The sequence below is a fragment of the Streptomyces sp. NPDC048191 genome (assembly GCF_040652655.1).
Lineage (GTDB): Bacteria > Actinomycetota > Actinomycetes > Streptomycetales > Streptomycetaceae > Streptomyces.
This window is the reverse complement of the sequence record NZ_JBEZMO010000005.1, coordinates 161,982-181,027: the sequence shown is the minus strand read 5'-3', so window position 1 is coordinate 181,027 and position 19,046 is coordinate 161,982. Positions and strand designations below refer to the sequence as shown.

At 70.7% G+C, this 19,046-nt stretch carries 17 protein-coding genes; 12 read left to right on the top strand and 5 right to left on the bottom strand.

Going from position 1 to position 19,046, the window contains the following annotated elements; genetic code table 11:
* Window positions 1-27: 27 nt before the first annotated feature.
* Entirely contained in the window at window positions 28-1,362 is a 1,335-nt protein-coding gene (locus AB0D93_RS11370; RefSeq protein ID WP_362116757.1) for an alpha-2,8-polysialyltransferase family protein, read from the bottom strand.
* Entirely contained in the window at window positions 1,359-2,336 is a 978-nt protein-coding gene (locus AB0D93_RS11365; RefSeq protein WP_362116754.1) for a glycosyltransferase family 2 protein, read from the bottom strand. The genes AB0D93_RS11370 and AB0D93_RS11365 overlap by 4 nt, the downstream gene beginning before the upstream one ends.
* Window positions 2,337-2,534: 198 nt before the next feature.
* Between AB0D93_RS11365 and AB0D93_RS11360 the strand changes: the two genes are divergently transcribed.
* Genes AB0D93_RS11360 through AB0D93_RS11345 form a run of 4 tightly spaced genes read left to right on the top strand, consistent with a single transcriptional unit; the run spans window position 2,535 to window position 7,279 of the window.
* A complete protein-coding gene (locus AB0D93_RS11360; protein ID WP_362116751.1) occupies window positions 2,535-3,875 on the top strand; it encodes a DUF6716 putative glycosyltransferase in 1,341 nt (446 codons plus the stop codon).
* Between the two features lie 17 nt (window positions 3,876-3,892).
* On the top strand, window positions 3,893-5,122 hold the full coding sequence (locus tag AB0D93_RS11355) for an N-acylneuraminate cytidylyltransferase (RefSeq protein WP_362116748.1): 1,230 nt from the start codon (window positions 3,893-3,895) through the stop codon (window positions 5,120-5,122).
* A gap of 13 nt (window positions 5,123-5,135) precedes the next feature.
* Window positions 5,136-6,074, top strand: a complete 939-nt coding sequence (locus AB0D93_RS11350) for an N-acetylneuraminate synthase family protein (protein WP_362116745.1) — start codon at window positions 5,136-5,138, stop codon at window positions 6,072-6,074.
* Window positions 6,075-6,118: 44 nt separating this feature from the next.
* A complete protein-coding gene (locus AB0D93_RS11345) occupies window positions 6,119-7,279 on the top strand; it encodes a hypothetical protein (protein ID WP_362116742.1) in 1,161 nt (386 codons plus the stop codon).
* 170 nt (window positions 7,280-7,449) lie between these two features.
* On the opposite strand, the gene AB0D93_RS11340 is transcribed toward AB0D93_RS11345, so the two are convergent.
* The 3 genes from AB0D93_RS11340 to AB0D93_RS11330 all read right to left on the bottom strand — a co-directional run bounded on the left by AB0D93_RS11340 (window position 7,450) and on the right by AB0D93_RS11330 (window position 9,402).
* On the bottom strand, window positions 7,450-8,145 hold the full coding sequence (locus AB0D93_RS11340) for an alpha/beta hydrolase (RefSeq protein WP_362116739.1): 696 nt from the start codon (window positions 8,143-8,145) through the stop codon (window positions 7,450-7,452).
* A gap of 85 nt (window positions 8,146-8,230) precedes the next feature.
* The gene (locus tag AB0D93_RS11335; protein ID WP_362116736.1) at window positions 8,231-8,683 is read right to left on the bottom strand and encodes a DUF1801 domain-containing protein; all 453 of its coding nucleotides are present in this window, start codon (window positions 8,681-8,683) and stop codon (window positions 8,231-8,233) included.
* Window positions 8,684-8,802: 119 nt separating this feature from the next.
* Entirely contained in the window at window positions 8,803-9,402 is a 600-nt protein-coding gene (locus tag AB0D93_RS11330; RefSeq protein ID WP_362117248.1) for a class I SAM-dependent methyltransferase, read from the bottom strand.
* 353 nt (window positions 9,403-9,755) lie between these two features.
* Here AB0D93_RS11330 and AB0D93_RS11325 point away from each other — a divergent pair, with 353 nt between their 5' ends.
* The 8 genes from AB0D93_RS11325 to AB0D93_RS11290 all read left to right on the top strand — a co-directional run bounded on the left by AB0D93_RS11325 (window position 9,756) and on the right by AB0D93_RS11290 (window position 19,044).
* On the top strand, window positions 9,756-10,991 hold the full coding sequence (locus AB0D93_RS11325) for an amidohydrolase (RefSeq protein ID WP_362116733.1): 1,236 nt from the start codon (window positions 9,756-9,758) through the stop codon (window positions 10,989-10,991).
* Window positions 10,992-11,372: 381 nt separating this feature from the next.
* Window positions 11,373-12,431 (top strand): BMP family ABC transporter substrate-binding protein, encoded by a 1,059-nt coding sequence (locus AB0D93_RS11320; RefSeq protein WP_362116730.1) that lies wholly within the window; start codon window positions 11,373-11,375, stop codon window positions 12,429-12,431.
* 203 nt (window positions 12,432-12,634) lie between these two features.
* The gene (locus AB0D93_RS11315) at window positions 12,635-14,194 is read left to right on the top strand and encodes an ABC transporter ATP-binding protein (protein ID WP_362117245.1); all 1,560 of its coding nucleotides are present in this window, start codon (window positions 12,635-12,637) and stop codon (window positions 14,192-14,194) included.
* Window positions 14,191-15,318 (top strand): ABC transporter permease, encoded by a 1,128-nt coding sequence (locus AB0D93_RS11310; protein ID WP_362116727.1) that lies wholly within the window; start codon window positions 14,191-14,193, stop codon window positions 15,316-15,318. Before AB0D93_RS11315 ends, AB0D93_RS11310 begins: the two co-directional genes overlap by 4 nt.
* Window positions 15,318-16,604 (top strand): ABC transporter permease, encoded by a 1,287-nt coding sequence (locus tag AB0D93_RS11305; RefSeq protein ID WP_362116724.1) that lies wholly within the window; start codon window positions 15,318-15,320, stop codon window positions 16,602-16,604. The genes AB0D93_RS11310 and AB0D93_RS11305 overlap by 1 nt, the downstream gene beginning before the upstream one ends.
* A complete protein-coding gene (locus AB0D93_RS11300; protein WP_362116721.1) occupies window positions 16,601-17,005 on the top strand; it encodes a cytidine deaminase in 405 nt (134 codons plus the stop codon). The genes AB0D93_RS11305 and AB0D93_RS11300 overlap by 4 nt, the downstream gene beginning before the upstream one ends.
* 74 nt (window positions 17,006-17,079) lie before the next feature.
* Window positions 17,080-18,363, top strand: coding sequence for a thymidine phosphorylase (locus AB0D93_RS11295; protein ID WP_362116718.1), 1,284 nt, complete (start codon window positions 17,080-17,082; stop codon window positions 18,361-18,363).
* Between the two features lie 96 nt (window positions 18,364-18,459).
* On the top strand, window positions 18,460-19,044 hold the full coding sequence (locus AB0D93_RS11290; RefSeq protein WP_362116715.1) for a Uma2 family endonuclease: 585 nt from the start codon (window positions 18,460-18,462) through the stop codon (window positions 19,042-19,044).
* Window positions 19,045-19,046: the final 2 nt, after the last annotated feature.

Sequence of the window (19,046 nt, the reverse complement as noted above, 5' to 3'; positions counted from 1 at the left end):
GCGTCGACGGCAGTTCACCTGATGGGGTCAGCGGCGCACCGAGTTGCGCAGATTGCGCGCCTTCTTGGCCACCCGGCGGACCGTGGCGTTGCGCGGGATGAACGCCAGCTGGGCGGGCACCCCGCCGGGCAGGGCCAGCGAGGACAGGCGGCGGCGCTTGAAGTAGCGCATGGTGTGCTGGTTCAGGTGCCGACCGAGCCAGGCCTCGGCCTCGGGGCGCAGCCCCGGGTAGATCTTCGGCTGCATCGCGAAGCCCACCGCGCGGACCAGCGCGCCGAGCGCCTCGGCGTCCATGCCGGTGCGCTGCTCGGTCACCGCGGCCCGGTCGCCCAGTTCGGGCAGCAGCGCGTCGGCGATGGTCACCGGGATCCGGTTGCTGTTCTCGTACGGGGTCAGCTGCTCCAGCAGCATTTCGGTGCCGATCCTGGCGACCGGCAGGCCGTACAGTGCCTGCGCCGTGAGCAGGGCGGTGGAGAAGCAGCCGACGACCAGCGCGGGGCGCATCCGCTGGTACAGCACCTCGGCGAGGACCGGGGTGTCGAGCACGGTCAGCTCGACCTCCAGCTTCTTCGCCTCCTGCTCCAGCGAGCGGGTGAAGGCGGCCGGGGCGGACGGATGCGGCTTGAACACGACCTTGGTGTGGCCGAGCGCGGCCGCGCCCTTCAGCATCCGCACATGCAGGTTCTCCTCCTGCTCGGCGGTGAGGATCTCCAGCGCGGACAGGTACTGGCCGAGCAGCAGCGCGGGCTCCTCGATGTCCGGCACCTCCTCGCCGGCGGGCCCGAGGTGGGCGAGCACCTTGGTGAACGCGGCCGTCGGCACGAGCTCGCCGGGCACGCCGAACTCGGTGAGCAGCAGCGGCTCAAGGCCCGGCACCAGGTCCAGGTGGAGGACCCGGTCCACGCGGGTGCCGACCAGCGGGTCGATCTTGTTGCGGGTGGGGCCGTAGCTCATCAGGCCGTCGGCGTAGACGGTCACCGGGGCGCCGGTGAAGATCTGCGCCAACGCCAGGGCGGGGTTCACCTGGATCGACTCGACGGCCAACTCCACGTCGTCGTCGCCCAGTTGCCACTCGTGACGCAGGAAGCGTTCCCACAGTGGCATGTCGTCCACGCGGGGCGCCCAGCCGCCCGGGTGGAACGGGAAGATGGTCGCGTTGTACGAGATCACGTCGTCGAAACGGTCGCGCAGCTTCTCGAACCCGGGCGCCTCGTCCAGGGCGGGCGTGGTCTCGGGCGCGGCCGCGTTGTTGCAGACCAGCAGGATCCGCCGGTCGGCGGGCCGGAAGCAGCCGGAGTCCAGGGCGGCGGCGAGCGTGGCCGTGCCGTACAGCGTCGACGCCTGGAAGATCTGGGTGGTCACGCGGCGGCCCCCGCGGAGGCGGGACGGCGGCGCAGCCGGCGCAGCTTGGTGGCGCGCTGGAGGTCCATGGAGTCCAGCGCCTCGTCCAGCACGTCCTGCGGCATGCGCCGCAGTGCCGCGGCACTCATGGATTTCAGTTTCTTCGCCACCGCGGGCTCGAACCTTTCGATGGATCCCAGATGATGGGAAATGATGGCGCAATAGGTACGGACGGCCTTCGGCAGCAGCTGTTCGGCCTGCGGGTCCTGGGCGGTTTCCGCGACGACCTGATCGAACGCGCGAATGAAATCGAGCTGCCGGACGTCACCGATCTGGGTGAGCGAGGAGGCGACTCCGCGCCGGTAGAACACACCGAGCAGGCTCACCGCCGCGAAGGATTCCGCCTCCCGGTGCAACTTCCAGATCCACGGCCGGTCCTCGGCCGTGCGCAGCCCGTCCGTGAAGTGCAGCAGGCCCTTGTCCACCAGCCGCCGGTGGTAGACGCCCGCCCACGCGTACGCGTAGTCCACGGACGTGGAGCGGTCGGCGGGCAGGATCGCCTCCCGCGGGTTCAGCACCACGTCGCGCCGGCCCACGGGCACCCGGTTCACCGTGCGGGAACGCGCCGTGCACTGCACATGGTCGGTGCGGACGAAGTCGCAGCCCAGTTCCTCCACGGCCGCGACCAGGCGCGCGAAGTAGCCGGGGGCGAGCCAGTCGTCGCCGTCCAGGAAGGTCAGGTACTCGCCGCGCGCCCGGTCGATACCGGTGTTGCGGGCGGTCGCCAGCCCTCCGTTCTGCTCGTGCCGGACATGGACGGCGCCGGGCAGCTCGCGCTCCGCGCGCGCGAGAATCTCTGGTGTCCCGTCGCGGGAACAGTCGTCGACGAGAATGAATTCGAAGTCCTCACGCGCGTTCGCCTTCAGGCTCCTGAGCGTGTCGGGCGCGTATTGCTGCACGTTGTAGAACGGCACGATGACGGAGAGCTTGACCACGGCTTGAACGTTAGGGCGAAGCCCGTCATTCGTCTTGACGGTCCGCTTGATGCTGGGTGAACGGCACGTGGCGAAGCTGTGAACCAGGCTTTTTCCATACGCTCCCGCGGCCTGATTCGCCATTCGGCGATGTGCTGTTAACCGTTTGTTGCATTCGGGTTGGGCGGATCCTCGGAATGGCTTCCTAGCGTCTTCGGCGTGCCAGCAAGTGCTACGAAGTCCCTGCGGGTCGCCGTCCTCGCCGATTCCGACACCCGGTGGAAGTGGGGCGCGCTCACCGCGCAGCGTCTCGCCCCCAAGGATGCCGGGATCCGGCTAGACGGCTACCTCCTGCGGGGGCGCGCCACCCCGACGGCCCGCCAGCTGAAGGAGGTCGGCGTCCAAGCGGACTCCCTCCGCGAGGTCACCGGCGTCGAGTTCCTGCGCGGGATGGCCGGGGCGGTCGAAGACCCGTACGACGTCCTCGTCCTCGCGCTCGTCGGCGGCGGCGTCCAGGCCATGCTGCACGGACTGCGCGCCGCCTGGGCGGGAGCCGGCGAGCGTCCCGTCGTCGTCACCGGTTACGTCGGTGTCGTCTACGAGAAGCTCACCGACGGACTGCTGCTGCGGCACGGCGCCGACGTCGTCCTGGCGAACTCCCGGCACGACGCGGACCGGTTCCGGGCCGTGTACGAGGGGGTGGGCGCCGACGCCTCCGCGGTCACCGAGGTGGCGCTGCCCTTCCTCGGCGGGGCGCCGTACACCGGTGAACACGACCCCTACACCGTGGTGTTCGCGGCCCAGCCGTCCGTCCCGGACAGCCGCAAGGACCGCGCGTACCTGCTGAACCGGCTCATCGGGCACGCCCGCCGGCACCCCGAGCGCGAAGTGCTGCTGAAGCTGCGCTCCAAGCCCGGCGAGCACACCACCCACATCGAGGAGCTGCCGTACCAGAAGCTGGCGCAGGGCGCGGACCTGCCCGCCAACTTCCGCCTGGTGTACGGGCACATGGGCGAGGTGCTGGACCGCACCGACCTGCTGGTCACGGTCAGCTCTACGGCCGCCCTGGAGGCCCTGCACCGCCGCATCCCCACGGCGGTCCTGACCGACCTGGGCGTGCGCGAGGTGCTCGGCAACCACCACTTCACCGGCTCCGGCTGCCTCGCCTCCTGGGACCAACTGGACGCCGGGCACCGGCCGGTGGCCGACGAGGAGTGGGTGGCCCGGCAGGGCGTGGCGGCCGGGGGTACCCCCTCCGGGGGAGGCACGTACGAGACCGCTTTCGACACCGCCCGCGAACGCATCGCCAAGCTGCTCGACCGCCCCGGCGGTCTGCCGCCCCTGAACCCCTACTACACCCCCGTGACCGCGCCCGGCTATCTGCCCGGCATCCTCGCCCGGCACCACCTCGGCCCCGACGGCGTACCGCTGCCCGGTGCGCCCGCCGCCGACAAGGAGCCCGGACCGGTCCGCCAGATCGTGCGCCGCGCCGCGCGTGGCGCCTACCGCCACGGCGTGCAGCGGGTCGCACCCGTGATCCGCCGGATGGGGGAGCTGTGACCTCTCAAGGAGATCGGATGTCCAACTCGGAAGCGGGCCAAGGCGCGACGGTGCGCCGGGTGCTCGCGGTGATCCCCGCACGCGGCGGCTCCAAGGGCGTGCCCGCGAAGAACCTCGCGCCCGTCGGCGGTGTCCCGCTGGTGGCCCGCGCGGTGCGCGAGTGCCGGGCGACCCGGCTGGTGACCGACGTCGTCGTGTCCACCGACGACCAGGCCATCGCCGCCGCCGCCCGGGAGGCCGGCGCCGAGGTCGTGCTGCGCCCGGCCGTCATCGCCGGGGACACCGCGACCTCCGAGGCCGCGGTCCTGCACGCCATGGACGCCCACGAGGCGCTGCACGGCGCGGCCGTCGACGCGGTCCTGCTCGTGCAGTGCACCAGCCCCTTCATCGTCCGCGAGGACATCGACGGGGTGGCCGGGGCGGTCGTCGAGAAAGGCGCGGACACGGCCGTCACCGTGGCCCCGTTCCACGGCTTCGTCTGGCGGGAGGCCGACGCGGAGTCCGAGGGCGGGGTGGGCGTCAACCACGACAAGTCCTACCGCCCGCGCCGCCAGGACCGCCCCCAGGACTTCCTGGAGACCGGCGCGGCCTACGCCATGGACGCGGCCGGCTTCCGCAAGTACCAGCACCGCTTCTTCGGCCGTACGGAACTCGTCCGCACCGACCCCGCGCGCGTGCTGGAGATCGACGACCCGCACGACCTGGCCCGCGCCCGCGCGCTGGCCCCCCTCTTCGACGCGGACCGCCCCGGTTCGCTGCCGACGGCCGACGACATCGACGCGGTCGTACTGGACTTCGACGGCACCCAGACCGACGACCGGGTGCTGATCGACTCCGACGGACGGGAGTTCGTCTCCGTGCACCGCGGGGACGGACTCGGCATCGCGGCCCTGCGCAGAAGCGGCCTGAAGATGCTGATCCTGTCCACGGAACAGAACCCTGTGGTCGCCGCCCGCGCCCGGAAGCTCAAGCTCCCCGTGCTGCACGGCATCGACCGCAAGGACCTCGCGCTGAAGCAGTGGTGCGAGGAGCAGGGCATCGCGCCGGAGCGCGTGCTCTACGTCGGCAACGACGTCAACGACCTGCCGTGCTTCGCCCTCGTCGGCTGGCCCGTGGCGGTCGCGAGCGCTCACGACGTCGTACGCGGCGCCGCACGCGCGGTCACCACCGTCCCCGGCGGTGACGGCGCGATCCGAGAGATCGCCAGCTGGATCCTCGGCCCCTCTCTCGATTCCCTCCCCAAGTAAGGACATCCCCCTGATGAGCACCAACTCCCGTCTGCGTACGTTCGGTTCCCGCGAGGTCGGCCCCGGCAAGCCCGTCTACATCTGCGGCGAGATCGGCATCAACCACAACGGTGAGCTGGAGAACGCCTTCAAGCTGATCGACGTGGCCGCCGAGGCCGGCTGCGACGCCGTGAAGTTCCAGAAGCGCACCCCGGAGATCTGCACCCCGCGCGACCAGTGGGACATCGAGCGCGACACCCCCTGGGGCCGGATGACCTACATCGACTACCGCCACCGCGTGGAGTTCGGTGAGGACGAGTACCGCCAGATCGACGAGTACTGCAAGGAGAAGGGGATCGACTGGTTCGCCTCCCCGTGGGACACCGAGGCCGTCGCCTTCCTGGAGAAGTTCGACGTCCCCGCCCACAAGGTGGCGTCCGCGTCCCTGACCGACGACGAGCTGCTGCGCGCCCTGCGTGCCACCGGCCGCGCGGTCATCCTCTCCACCGGCATGTCGACCCCGAAGCAGATCCGCCACGCGGTCGAGGTCCTCGGCTCGGACAACATCCTCATGTGCCACGCCACCTCCACCTACCCGGCGAAGGCCGACGAGCTCAACCTCCGCGTGATCAACACGCTGGAGAAGGAGTTCCCGAACGTCCCGATCGGCTACTCCGGCCACGAGACCGGCCTGCAGACCACCCTCGCCGCGGTCGCGCTCGGGGCGACCTTCGTCGAGCGTCACATCACCCTGGACCGCGCGATGTGGGGCTCCGACCAGGCCGCCTCCGTCGAGCCGCAGGGCCTCACCCGCCTCGTCCGCGACATCCGCACGATCGAGGCCTCCCTCGGCGACGGCGTCAAGAAGGTCTACGACTCCGAGCTCGGCCCGATGAAGAAGCTGCGCCGGGTCGCCGGTGTCGTCGCCGAGGCGGAGATCGCGGCCGCGGCCGGCGAACCGGTCACCGTCTGAGCACTGGCCTCTTGACTCCCTTAGGACGGGACGGTCGTACGCCGATGAGCCCCCGCGCCGGTCGAGCCGGCCATCCTCCCCGCACGCTCGCCTTCGTGGAGAGCCCGGTCCAGCTGCTGAACGTGCTGGAGTGGGCGCATCTGCACGGCCTGCGCGGAGCGGCGGACCCGCTGCCGGGCGCGGACCCGCTGCCGTCCGTGCCCGCGCAGGTGCGGCGGACGGTGGCCGGCGACTCGCAGGCCGGCGCGGACCTCACGGTGGTCGTCCTGTCCCCCACCGACCCCATGACCCGGGGCCAGCTGCGCCGCATGGCGGACCTGGCCCGGGACGAGGGGCACCGGGTGCGCTGGGAGGACGCGCGCGGCGGGCTGGCCGCGCCCTTCTCGACGATCGGTGGCCTGGCGGGCGCGCTCCGCCGGGCCGACCGGATCGTCATGGGCGACCCGTTCTCCCGCTACGTACAACTACTGCTGACGATCACCAAGGCGCGCGAGCTGGTGGTCGTGGACGACGGCACCGCGACGATGGAGTTCGTCGCCCAGCTGGCCCGCGGCGAGCGGCTGGTCCGCTGGCACCGCAAGGGCGGCCGCCCCGGGGCGAGGGACCTGCTCTTCGCGCCCGTCTCCTCCTCGGCCCGCCGCCGGCTGACGCCGAGCGCCCGCCGCCGGGTGGAGGTCTTCTCCTCCATGCCGGTGACGGAGACGCCGGACGGAGTGACGGTCACGGCGAACGACTTCTCCTGGACCCGGGCCCGCTTCGGCCCGCCGCGCATCACCAAGGGCGCCGACATGGTGGGCACCTCCCTGGTGGAAACGGGAGTCGTGGACGGCGACCGCTATCTGGAGGCGGTCCGCACCCTCGCCAAGGCCCACGGCGCGACCCGCTACTTTGCACACCGCCGCGAGAGCGCGGAGAAACTCCACCGGCTGGCCGCCGAGACCGGCCTGGAGATAGTCCGCCCGGACCTCCCCCTGGAGCTGATCGCCCGCCGGGGCCCGATCGGCCGTACGGTCCTCAGCTTCCCGTCGACCGTCGTCCACACCCTGCCGCTGGCGCTGGTGGGCACGGGTGTGCGGGTGGCGGTGTGCGACATCGACCCCTCGTGGCTGACGGAGAACGCGTCGCCGCGCGCCCAGGGCTTCCTGTCGGGGGTGACGGGTACGGCACGTGACGTACACCGACTGGCGGCGGTGAGCCCGGCCTAGCCGTTCGGCGTGCGTGGGTTGCCGGGAGGCGTCCGGCCGCGCAGCGTCGCCTGAACCGACGACCATTCCTCCGGGGCAGGCCGGCGCCCCTGCCGAACTACCGACCCCTGACGGGAACCCGGCCTTCCCGCGCGACCACAGGTGACCGGAGCGCGCCTTCTCCGGTGCGCTCAAGCCGGGCCGGCGAGTTCCACGAGGTGCCGGGCCGTACCCGCGGGATCGATCATCTGGTGGAGGTGTGCGCCGGGCAGGTGTGCCACACGCCAGCCGCGTCCCCGCGCGTCGGCGGCGAAGTCGTCGTACGGAGGGCCGAAGAGCAGGTAGGAGCAGGGGTGGTCGTCCCAGCCGTCCGGGACCGGGACGCGCTGCTCGTAGTAGGACAGTGGCAGGGTGGGCTGCTCCTCGACGACCGTCCGCCGCACGGCCGGGTCGGTGAACATGGGGGCGACGTCCGCCTCCTCCCACCAGTCGGTCCAGCGCGGCAGCCGGCCGTTCACGGCCATCGGCCGGAGGAACTCCAGCAACTCGGGTGTGGCGACGGGGGTCGGTCCGACCCGGGCCGGCAGTGCGGCATCGACGAAGACCGAGCCGCTCACCGGGTGGTCGAGCCCCGCCCGGACCACCGGAAGGAACAGGCCCGCGTTGCTGTGCGCCACCAACGTGACCGGACTGTCGGCCGGGACCTGCCGAAGACCGGCGCGTACGGCGTCCACGACCCGGGGCCAGAACGGCGCGGTGCCCGCGCCCACGTTCAGCAGGGACGGGACCCGCACCTCGTACCCCCGCGCTGTCAGGTGTCCGGCCACGGGGTCCCAGGTGGAGGGACCCACGGACGGACTGTGCACCAGAACGAAGATCGGCTGCATACGACGATCCTGGCGCCCACACCGGCGCGGACGCGACCCCCTCGGCCGACAGCAGAACGCCTCGCTCGCCCGGACGGTGCCGGTCTCAGCCCACCGCGCGCTTCACCAGGGCCGCGATCCGTTCCTCCACCTCGGGGGTCACCTCGGTGAGAGCGAAACCGGTCGGCCACATCGCGCCCTCGTCCAGCCCGGCCTGGTCGCTGAAGCCGAGAGTGGCGTAGCGCGACTTGAACTTCTCCGCGGCCTGGAAGTGGCAGACGATCTTGCCGTTCAGCGCGTAGGCCGGCATTCCGTACCAGAGCTTCGGCGCGAGGGACGGCGCGGTGCTGGTGACCACGGCGTGGACGCGCTCGGCCATGACGCGGTCCGAGTCCTGCATCTCGGCGATCTTCGCGAGCACGTCCGCTTCCGCCTGCGCCGCCTTCTCGGCGGCCGAGGTGCGGCGGGCCGCCGTCTTCAGCTCCCGCGCGTGCTCCTTCATCGCGGCCCGTTCCTCGGCCGTGAACCCCTCGTACGCACTGTTGTCGGTGCCGGACATGGCAATTCCCCCTTGAATCCCCGAATCTCCGAATCCCCGAATCCCCGAGCGGATCCCCGGGCACGGATCTTGGGAGGGACTCTATCCCCGCCCACTGACAACGGCACCGGGAACGACGGCTACCCCTTACGGACCAGCACGAAGCCGCGTGCCAGTTTCTCCTCCCCGGCCGGCTCCCGTCGTACCGTCGCCACCGGCTCCAGGCCCGCCTCCACCAGCAGGCCGGTGATCTGTTCCGGGGTGCGCCAGTAGTAGTCGAGGTCGATCTCGTGGCCGAAGCGTTCCGGCAGGTGCAGGTGGCCGGGCTCGGTCCCGGTCTGGAAGGCGAGGAGGGCGTGCCCGCCGGGCCGCAGGGTGCGGTGGAATTCGGCGAAGGCCGCCGGCAGGTGGGCGTCGGGCACGTGGATCGTCGAGTACAGGGCGAGGATGCCGCCGAGGGTGGCGTCGGGCAGGTCCAGGGACGTCATCGAGCCGACGTGGAACCGCAGTTGGGGATGGCCGGCGCGGGCCAGGGACACCATCGCGGGGGAGAGGTCGACACCGAAGCACGGGACGCCCAGCTCGTCGAGGAGCGCGGTGATGTGGCCGGGGCCGCTGCCCAGGTCGGCCACGGGGGCTGTGCCGTGCCCGGCGACCAGCTCGGCGAAGGTGCTGATCAGGGCGCTGTCCAGGGGGTGCGAACCGTCGGCCGGGAACCGGGCCGCGTAGTCCTTGGCGATCGCGTCGTAGGACGTGCGGGTCCTCCGGAGGAAGGCGGGGAAGCTGTCGGCCCCCTCGGTGCCCCTGGGGCGGGAGGCCTCGGTCGCGTCGGTGGGGGAGGTCTCGGTCGCGTCGGTCACGGGTGCGGACCCTGCCGGTGGGGAGCGCGGGACGTGGTCCGGTTCGTGGACATGACGCGCGTGAGTGCCGTGAGGCGTGGTATGCGTGGAGGAGGAAACAGAGGTTTTACCCACCAGAGTCCGCCGCCATGCGTCCGCCGGTCAGATTTTCTTCCCCTAACGGGCTGAACTTTTGTTGATCGAGGGGTAGTTGACCAGCCGGGCGTCCTACCCTTCAGAGGGTGAAGCAATTGATGTCCCTAGAGTCCGAGGCCGGCCTCGCGGGGGATGTGCTCCCCGGCGTGCTGAGCGAAGCCCTGCACGCCGAGCTCGTCGCCTTCCGGCGCGACTTGCACATGCACCCTGAGCTGGGCAATCAGGAGTTCCGTACGACCGCCGCGATCAAGGAGCGGCTGGAGCGCGCAGGGCTTCGGCCCCGGGTGCTCGCCAAGGGAACCGGACTCGTGTGCGACATCGGCCTCACGGAGGGTGAGCGGCCGTCCGTACCGCTGCTCGCGCTGCGCGCGGACATCGACGCCCTGCCCATCCCGGACACCAAGAGCGACTGCCCGTACCGGTCGACCGTGCCCGACCGGGCGCATGCGTGTGGGCACGACGTGCACACGACCGTCGTGCTGGGTGCCGGGCTCGTGCTCACCGACCTGCACGCCAAGGGCCTGCTGCCCCGGCCGGTGCGGCTGATCTTCCAGCCCGCCGAGGAGGTGCTGCCCGGCGGCGCCCTGGACGCCATCGAGGACGGGGCGCTGAAGGGAGTCGAGCGGATCCTCGCCGTGCACTGCGACCCCCGGGTCGACGCCGGCAAGGTCGGGCTGCGGCACGGCGCGATCACGAGCGCCTGCGACCGGCTGGAGATCTCCCTCGACGGGCCCGGCGGACACACCGCGCGGCCGCACCTGACCACCGACCTGGTCACGGCCGCCGCCCGGGTCGCCGTCGACGTGCCCGCGCTGATCGCCCGCCGGGTCGACACCCGCGCCGGGCTCGCGCTGACCTGGGGCCGGATCGAGTCGGGTCACGCGCCGAACGTCGTCCCGCAGCACGCCGAGCTGTCCGGGACCCTGCGCTGCCTGGACCTGGAGGCCTGGCGGCAGGCTCCCGACATCGTGCACGCGGCCATCGACGAGGTCGCCACCATGCACCGGGCCAAGTCCGAGATCACCTATGTGCGCGGGGTGCCCCCGGTGGTGAACGACCGGGAGTCCACCGAGCTGCTGCGCCGGGCGATGGCCGCACGCCGTGGCCGGGACGCCATCGAGAGCACCGAGCAGAGCCTGGGCGGCGAGGACTTCTCCTGGTACCTGGAGCACGTGCCCGGTGCCATGGCCCGGCTCGGCGTGCGGCGCCCCGGTGAGCGCACCGTGCGCGATCTGCACCAGGGTGACTTCGACGCCGACGAGCACGCGATCACGGTCGGCGTGGAGATGTTCACGGCGGCCGCCTTCCTGGAGCCGAACGGCGTACAGGGCTGACCGGCGTATAGGCCTGACCGGCGGGCCCCGGAGCGCCACCAGAGCGCTTCCGGGGCGCCCCCCAGAGCCCCCCAAGGCGCCCTCGGAGTGCCGCCGAAGTGCCCCCGGGGCCGGCGCTCAGAGGGCGTTCCCCTGGTCGGCGCAACACACTCGTAAGCCATTCGTACGCGGTGCGCAACAGCCTTATGAGAGGGCCGAGAGGTCGAGTTCAGACGCTGTTTGCCTCGAATCGATAACGGAGTCGCGAGAGGGTTTTTTGCGACATCTACGCGCGTTACGATGCCGCGAAGCCGACGCCGCCGGGGCGTTTCGGCTCGAGTACCGGCAAGGTGCTCACATCAAGCGCCGACACGGCGCTCAGGTCAGGTGAAGGAGCCTCCCGTGCGCCGGGTAGCCAAGCTTTCCGCTGCGGCAATCGCCACCGCAGCCCTCGCCGTGACTGCCACCGCGTGTGGCAGCACGTCCAACGACAACAACGCCAGCTCCTCGCCCTCGGGCGGCGCCAAGGGTGGCATCAAGATCGGCCTCGCCTACGACGTCGGCGGCCGTGGTGACCGTTCCTTCAACGACTCGGCCGCGCGCGGTGCCGACAAGGCCGCGAAGGAGTTCGGCGGTTCCATCAAGGAGCTGACCGCGAAGACCTCCGACACCGAGGCCGACCGCGAGCAGCGCCTGTCGGACCTGGCGCAGGCGGGGTACAACCCCATCGTCGCCGTCGGTTTCTCCTACGCGCCGGCCGTGACCAAGATCTCCAAGCAGTTCCCGAAGACCAACTTCGGCATCGTCGACTCGGTCGTGAACGCGAGCAACGTCGACAGCATCACGTTCACCGAGGAGCAGGGCTCCTACCTGGCCGGTGTCGCCGCCGCACTGAAGACCAAGAAGGACCACGTCGGCTTCATCGGTGGCGTCGACGTCCCGCTGATCAAGAAGTTCGAGGCGGGTTACGTCCAGGGTGTCCACGACACCAACCCGAAGGTCAAGGTCGACGTCCAGTACCTGAGCCACGGCTCGGACACCTCCGGCTTCTCCAGCCCCGACAAGGGCAAGGAGGCCGCGCAGGGCATGCTCGACAACGGCGCCGACGTGATCTACTCGGCCGCCGGCTCCTCCGGCAACGGTGCGATCGAGGCCGTCAGCGGCGCCAAGGGCGCCTGGGCCATCGGCGTGGACTCGGACCAGTACAACATCCCGGGTCTGGCCAAGTACAAGAACTCGATCCTGACCTCCATGGTCAAGAACGTCGACGTCGGTGTGTACGACTTCATCAAGTCCGTGCACGGCGGCAAGCCGCTGGCCGGCCTCAACACCTACTCCCTCGCCAAGAGCGGTGTCTCGCTGGCCACCAGCGGTGGCTTCATCAACGACATCCAGCCCAAGCTGGACGCCGCGAAGCAGAAGATCGTCTCCGGCAAGATCAAGGTCAAGACGACCCCGTGACCCGTCCGGTACGGCCGGACCGCCGATGCGGCGGTCCGGCCGTACCGTGGGACTTGAGGCTCGGCGCGGGGGCGCCCTCCGGAGCCCCCCGCCGAGCCATAACAATGTGTCAACTCTACGCGTGTAGCGCGGAGTTGCCGCGCTAGCGTCGCCGACGCCCAAGCCCTCCCCTACGCAGCCCCTTTCCCCGAGGAGAGTGCGCCATCAACGCGTCCAGCCCTCCCGCTGCCGTCGAACTGCGCGGCATCACCAAGCGTTTCCCCGGCGTCGTCGCCAACCGCGACATCGACATCACGGTCCACACGGGCACCGTCCACGCCCTGTGCGGTGAGAACGGCGCCGGCAAGTCCACCCTGATGAAGATCCTCTACGGCATGCAGCAGCCGGACGAGGGCACCATCACCGTCGGCGGCGAACAGGTCACCTTCCACAACCCCGGCGACGCCATCGCCCGCGGCATCGGCATGGTGCACCAGCACTTCATGCTCGCCGACAACCTCACCGTGCTGGAGAACGTCGTCCTCGGCGCGGAGAAGCTGTACGGCATCGGCGGCAAGGCCCGAGCCAAGATCAAGGAGATCTCGGACGCCTACAGCCTGAACGTCCGCCCGGACGTGCTGGTGGAGGAGCTGGGCGTCGCCGACCGCCAGCGCGTGGAGATCCTCAAGGTCCTCTACCGCGGCGCCAAGACCCTGATCCTCGACGAGCCGACGGCCGTGCTCGTGCCGCAGGAGGTCGACGCGCTCTTCGACAACCTGCGCGAGCTGAAGTCCGAGGGCCTCACCGTCATCTTCATCTCCCACAAGCTGGGCGAGGTGCTGTCGGTCGCCGACGAGATCACCGTCATCCGGCGCGGCACCACCGTCGGCACGGTCTCGCCGCAGGGCACCACCCCCAAGCAGCTCGCCGAGCTGATGGTCGGCGCCGAGCTGCCCACCCCGGAGACCGCGGAGTCCACCGTGACGGACGTCCCGATGCTGAAGGTGGAGGGGCTGCACCTCGCGCAGACCGACCTGGAGGGCATCGAGCGGGTCATCCTGGACCAGATCTCCCTCACCATCCACAAGGGCGAGGTGCTCGGCATCGCCGGTGTGGAGGGCAACGGCCAGTCCGAGCTGGTCGAGGCGATCATGGGCATGCGCCACCCGGACGCCGGCGTGATCACCCTCGACGGCACCGACATCTCCCGCACCGCCACCCGCGACCGCCGCGAGGCCGGCATCGGCTACATCCCCGAGGACCGCCACCGCCACGGCCTGCTGCTGGAAGCCCCGCTGTGGGAGAACCGCATCCTCGGCCATGTCACCGAGAAGCCCAACGCGCGCGGCCGGCTGCTCGACATCAAGGCCGCCCGCGCCGACACCGAGCGGATCGTCCAGGCCTATGACGTCCGCACCCCCGGTATCGACGTGACCGCGGGCTCGCTGTCCGGCGGCAACCAGCAGAAGCTGATCGTCGGCCGCGAGATGAGCCACGACCCCAAGCTGCTCATCGCCGCCCACCCCACCCGCGGTGTGGACGTCGGCGCCCAGGCGGCCATCTGGGACTACATCCGCGAGGCCCGCCGCGAGGGACTGGCCGTCCTGCTGATCTCCGCGGACCTGGACGAGCTGATCGGACTCTCCGACACCCTGCGGGTGATGTACCGCGGCCGCCTGGTCGCCGACGCCGACCCCGCCACCATCACCCCCGAAGAGCTGGGCTCCGCCATGACGGGTGCGGCCACCGGCCACCTGGAGCACACAGAGGACGACGAGCGATGAACAAGCTGACCTCACGGATCGACAAGGAGCGGCTGCTCCTCGGCCTCGCCGCGCCGGTGCTGGCGGTCGTCGCCGCGCTCGTCGTCACCGCCCTGGTGATCCTCGCGACCGGCAAGAACCCCGGCTCCGCGTTCAGCGACATGATGACCTACGGCTTCGCCAGCGACAGCCAGGTCTACATCCTGAACAAGGCGACGACGTACTACCTCGCGGGCGTCTCCGTCGCCATCGGCTTCCGGATGAACCTGTTCAACATCGGCGTCGACGGCCAGTACCGGCTCGCCGCGTTCTTCGCCGCCGTCCTCGGCGGGGCGCTGACCGTGCCCGGCTGGATCGCCATCCCGCTGATCCTGATCTGCGCCATGGCGACCGGCGCCCTGTGGGCCGCCATCGCGGGCATCCTCAAGGTGACCCGGGGCGTCAGCGAGGTCATCTCGACCATCATGCTGAACTCGATCGCCACCGCGATCATCGCCTACCTGCTGCAGCCCGGGAAGCTGGCCCAGCTGGAACAGGGCGGCACCGTGGTCTCCACCAAGCCGCTGCCGTCGTCCTCGTACTTCTTCAGCATCAACACCGGCCCGGCCGGTGAACTGTGGGGCTTCATCTTCATCGCCGCCGTCGTCGGTGTCGCGTACTGGTTCGTCCTCGGCCGCACCCGGTTCGGCTTCGACCTGCGCACCGTCGGTCAGTCCGAGAGCGCGGCCTCCGCGAGCGGTGTGTCCGTGAAGAAGATGATCGCCACCAGCATGATCATCTCGGGTGCGGTGGCCGGTCTGATCGGCATGCCGACCCTGCTCAACGACTCCTACGCGTACAGCAACGACTTCCCGGCCGGCATCGGCTTCACCGGCATCGCCATCGCGCTGCTCGGCCGCAACCACCCGATCGGCATCGCGCTCGGCGCCCTGCTCTGGGGCTTCCTGGAGCGCACCACCAACCACCTGGAGTTCCAGGGCTACGACAAGGAGATCCTCGGCGTCATCCAGGGCGTCATCGTCCTGTGCGTCGTGATCGCCTACGAGGTCGTACGCCGCTACGGCCTCAAGCGCCAGCAGCAGAAGGTCGGCGCCGAACTCGCCGCCCAGGCCGCCGCCCCGACGAAGAAGCAGGAGGTGGCGTGATGACTGCCACGATGACCGACACGCCGCCGCCCGCGGCGCCCAGGGCGGCGGGCGCGCCGCAGCGCTCGGGCCGCTCCTTCGGCCAGATCCTCCTGTTCGTCGCGGGTGCGCTGCTGCTCCTTGCCGCGGTCCGCATGATCACCGGCTCCCAGCAGCTCGACTCCGCGGGCCAGGTCAGCGCCGCGCTCGGTCTCGCCGTGCCGATCGGCCTGGCCGGCCTCGCCGGTCTGTGGTCCGAGCGGTCCGGTGTGGTCAACATCGGCCTCGAGGGCATGATGATCCTCGGCACCTTCGGCGCCGGCTGGGTCGGCTGGCAGTCCAGCCCCTGGCTCGGCCTGCTGTGCGGGATCGGCTTCGGCGTCCTCGGCGGCCTGCTGCACGCCGTCGCCACCGTCACCTTCGGCGTCGACCACATCGTCTCCGGTGTCGCGATCAACCTGCTCGCGCTGGGCGCCACCCAGTACCTTGCCAAGCTGTTCTTCGCGGGCGGCAGCGCGGCCAACGCGGGCGGCAACCCCAAGCAGTCCCCGCCGGTGGACTCGCTGCCGCAGGTCACCGTGCCCGGCCTCTCCGACTGGCTGCACTCGATCGAGACCCACCACTGGTTCCTGATCTCCGACCTCGCCGGCATCGTCGGCGGTCTGATCACCAACCTGTCCGTGATCACGATCCTGGCCGCGGTGCTCTTCGTCGCCAGCTGGTGGCTGCTGTGGCGCACCCCGTTCGGTCTGCGGCTGCGCTCCTGCGGCGAGAACCCGACGGCCGCCGAGTCGCTCGGCGTCAACGTCTACACGTACAAGTACGCGGCCGTGGCCGTCTCCGGTGGCCTCGCCGGCCTCGGCGGCGCCTTCCTCGCGCTGGTCACCTCGCACACCTACCTGGAGGGCCAGACCGGAGGCCGCGGCTACATCGGCCTCGCGGCGATGATCTTCGGCAACTGGCGTCCGGGCGGCCTGGCGATGGGCGCGGGCCTGTTCGGCTACTCCGACGCCCTGCAGCTGCGCAACGGCGGCACGACCGTGCACGCGCTGCTGCTCCTGCTGGTCGTCCTCCTCGTCGTCCTGGCAGGCTGGAAGCTGTACCGCACCTCGCTGTGGCAGGGTGCCATCAGCCTGATCGTGGCCGCGCTGGTCCTGGTCTGGTACCTGGTCACCGACGAGGTCCCGAGCGACTTCGTGGGCGCCACGCCGTACGTCGTCACCCTGCTGGTGCTGTCCCTGTCGGCGCAGCGCCTGCGGATGCCGAAGGCGGACGGCATGCGCTACCGGAAGGGTCAGGGCAAGTGACACAGGAAGTCGCCGAGTTCGACTGGGACGCGCTGCGGGAGGTGGCGCGCGAGGCGATGTCCCACGCGTACGCCCCCTACTCCGGCTTCCCGGTCGGCGTGGCGGCCCGGGTCGACGACGGCCGCACCGTCACCGGCTGCAACGTGGAGAACGCCTCGTACGGCATCGGCCTGTGCGCCGAGTGCGGTCTGGTCTCGGACCTGCAGCGCACCGGCGGCGGCCGCCTGACGCACTTCACCTGCGTCGACGGCACCGGCGGCCTGCTCGTGCCGTGCGGTCGCTGCCGCCAGCTGCTGTACGAGTTCGGCGGCCCGGAGCTCCTCCTGGACACCCCCGCGGGCGTCCTGACGCTCTCCGAGATGCTGCCCCAGGCCTTCGGCCCGGACCATCTCACCCAGTAATGCCGTACGGCCCCCCTGCCCCGCTCGCAGGGGGGCCGCACACTTCGCACCTCCCGGAAGGAACCACACCCGCCATGGCCATGGACGCCATCTCCGTGATCCGCAGCAAGCGGGACCGCGGCGAGCTGACCGACGAGCAGATCGACTGGGTCATCGACGCGTACACCCGCGGCGAGGTCGCCGACGAGCAGATGTCCGCGCTCGCCATGGCGATCCTGCTCAACGGCATGAACCGCCGCGAGATCGCCCGCTGGACGGCGGCCATGATCGCGTCGGGTGAGCGCATGGACTTCTCGTCCCTGTCCCGCCCGACCGCGGACAAGCACTCGACGGGCGGCGTCGGCGACAAGATCACCCTGCCCCTGGCCCCGCTGGTCGCGGCCTGCGGTGCGGCCGTCCCGCAGCTCTCCGGCCGGGGCCTCGGCCACACCGGCGGCACGCTGGACAAGCTGGAGTCGGTCCCCGGCTGGCGCGCCCTGCTCTCCAACGAGGAGATGCTGCACGTCCTGGACACCACCGGCGCGGTGATCTGCGCTGCGGGCGACGGCCTGGCCCCGGCGGACAAGAAGCTGTACGCGCTGCGCGACGTGACCGGCACGGTGGAGGCGATCCCGCTGATCGCCTCGTCCATCATGTCGAAGAAGATCGCGGAGGGCACGGGTTCGCTGGTCCTGGACGTGAAGGTGGGCACCGGCGCCTTCATGAAGACGATCGAGGACGCCCGCGAGCTGGCGACGACGATGGTCGGTCTCGGCACCGACCACGGCGTGAAGACGGTGGCCCTCCTGACGGACATGTCGACCCCGCTGGGCCTGACGGCGGGCAACGCGCTGGAGGTCCGCGAGTCGGTGGAGGTCCTGGCGGGCGGCGGCCCGGCGGACGTCGTGGAACTGACCATCGCGCTGGCCCGCGAGATGCTCGACGCGGCCGGCATCAAGGACGCCGACCCGGCGAAGGCCCTGGCCGACGGCTCGGCGATGGACGTCTGGCGCCGGATGATCGCGGCGCAGGGCGGCGACCCGGACGCGGTGCTGCCCACCTCGAAGGAACAGCACGTGATCAAGGCCCCGTCCTCGGGCGTCCTGACCCGCCTGGACGCGTACGACATCGGCGTCGCCGCCTGGCGCCTGGGCGCCGGCCGCGCCCGCAAGGAGGACCCGGTGCAGGCGGGCGCGGGCGTCGAGATGCACGCCAAGCCGGGCGACACGGTGACGGAGGGCCAGCCCCTCCTGACCCTCCACACGGACACCCCCGAGCGCTTCGAGTACGCGCTCCAGGCGGTCGAGGGCTCGTACGACATCGCGGCACCGGGCACGGCCTTCACGCCGTCGCCGGTGGTGCTGGAACGTATCGCCTGACCAGGGGATTTCTCTTTCGCGTGAACGGGACCGGTGGACCGCCGCCGGTCCCGTTCGGCATGCTGGGATCGGTGACGCACCGATAGGAGAACCGCCATGAGCGCACTCACCGTGAGCCAGGACCCCGACCAGAACTGGGACGACCTCGTCCGGTACTGGGAGGAGATGGAATGGCCCGAGGGCAGCAAGGTGGAGATCATCGAGGGGATCATCACCGTGTCACCTTCTCCCGCGTTCCGCCACAACGTGATCGCGGAACGCATCCAGCGTCGCCTCTACTCCGTGATCCCGGACGATTGGGGGATCTTCCAGACACTGTCGATCGCCGTACCCTCACGGCTGGGCATGCTCATCCCGGACCTGCTGGTGACACCGGTGCAAGAGCCTCCGGAGACGGACTCCTACATCCCCGCGGCCCTCGCCGAACTCGTCGTCGAGGTGACCTCCAAGTCCAACGCGCGCCACGACCGCGTCAGCAAGGCCGCCGCGTACGCCACCGCCGGGATCCCGCTCTACCTCCTCATCGACCGCTGGGCACCCGGAGGCCCCACCGCGACCCTCTACGGCGAGCCGAAGGGCGATGTCTACCGGGTCCTCAGCGCCGTGAAGTTCGGCGACCCCATCAAGCTCCCGGCACCGTTCGACGTCACGATCGACACGAGCGAGTTCCCAGTCGACTGACC

What these genes read in the sequence shown, in the direction of transcription:
- AB0D93_RS11345 (WP_362116742.1), top strand. Translation starts at nt 6,119, where the DNA reads ATGAGCCCCCGCGCCGGTCGAGCCGGCCATCCTCCCCGCACGCTCGCC.
- AB0D93_RS11350 (WP_362116745.1), top strand. Translation starts at nt 5,136, where the DNA reads ATGAGCACCAACTCCCGTCTGCGTACGTTCGGTTCCCGCGAGGTCGGC.
- AB0D93_RS11355 (WP_362116748.1), top strand. Translation starts at nt 3,893, where the DNA reads ATGTCCAACTCGGAAGCGGGCCAAGGCGCGACGGTGCGCCGGGTGCTC.
- AB0D93_RS11335 (WP_362116736.1), bottom strand. Translation starts at nt 8,683, where the DNA reads ATGTCCGGCACCGACAACAGTGCGTACGAGGGGTTCACGGCCGAGGAA.
- AB0D93_RS11290 (WP_362116715.1), top strand. Translation starts at nt 18,460, where the DNA reads ATGAGCGCACTCACCGTGAGCCAGGACCCCGACCAGAACTGGGACGAC.
- AB0D93_RS11340 (WP_362116739.1), bottom strand. Translation starts at nt 8,145, where the DNA reads ATGCAGCCGATCTTCGTTCTGGTGCACAGTCCGTCCGTGGGTCCCTCC.
- AB0D93_RS11325 (WP_362116733.1), top strand. Translation starts at nt 9,756, where the DNA reads ATGTCCCTAGAGTCCGAGGCCGGCCTCGCGGGGGATGTGCTCCCCGGC.
- AB0D93_RS11295 (WP_362116718.1), top strand. Translation starts at nt 17,080, where the DNA reads ATGGCCATGGACGCCATCTCCGTGATCCGCAGCAAGCGGGACCGCGGC.
- AB0D93_RS11310 (WP_362116727.1), top strand. Translation starts at nt 14,191, where the DNA reads ATGAACAAGCTGACCTCACGGATCGACAAGGAGCGGCTGCTCCTCGGC.
- AB0D93_RS11305 (WP_362116724.1), top strand. Translation starts at nt 15,318, where the DNA reads ATGACTGCCACGATGACCGACACGCCGCCGCCCGCGGCGCCCAGGGCG.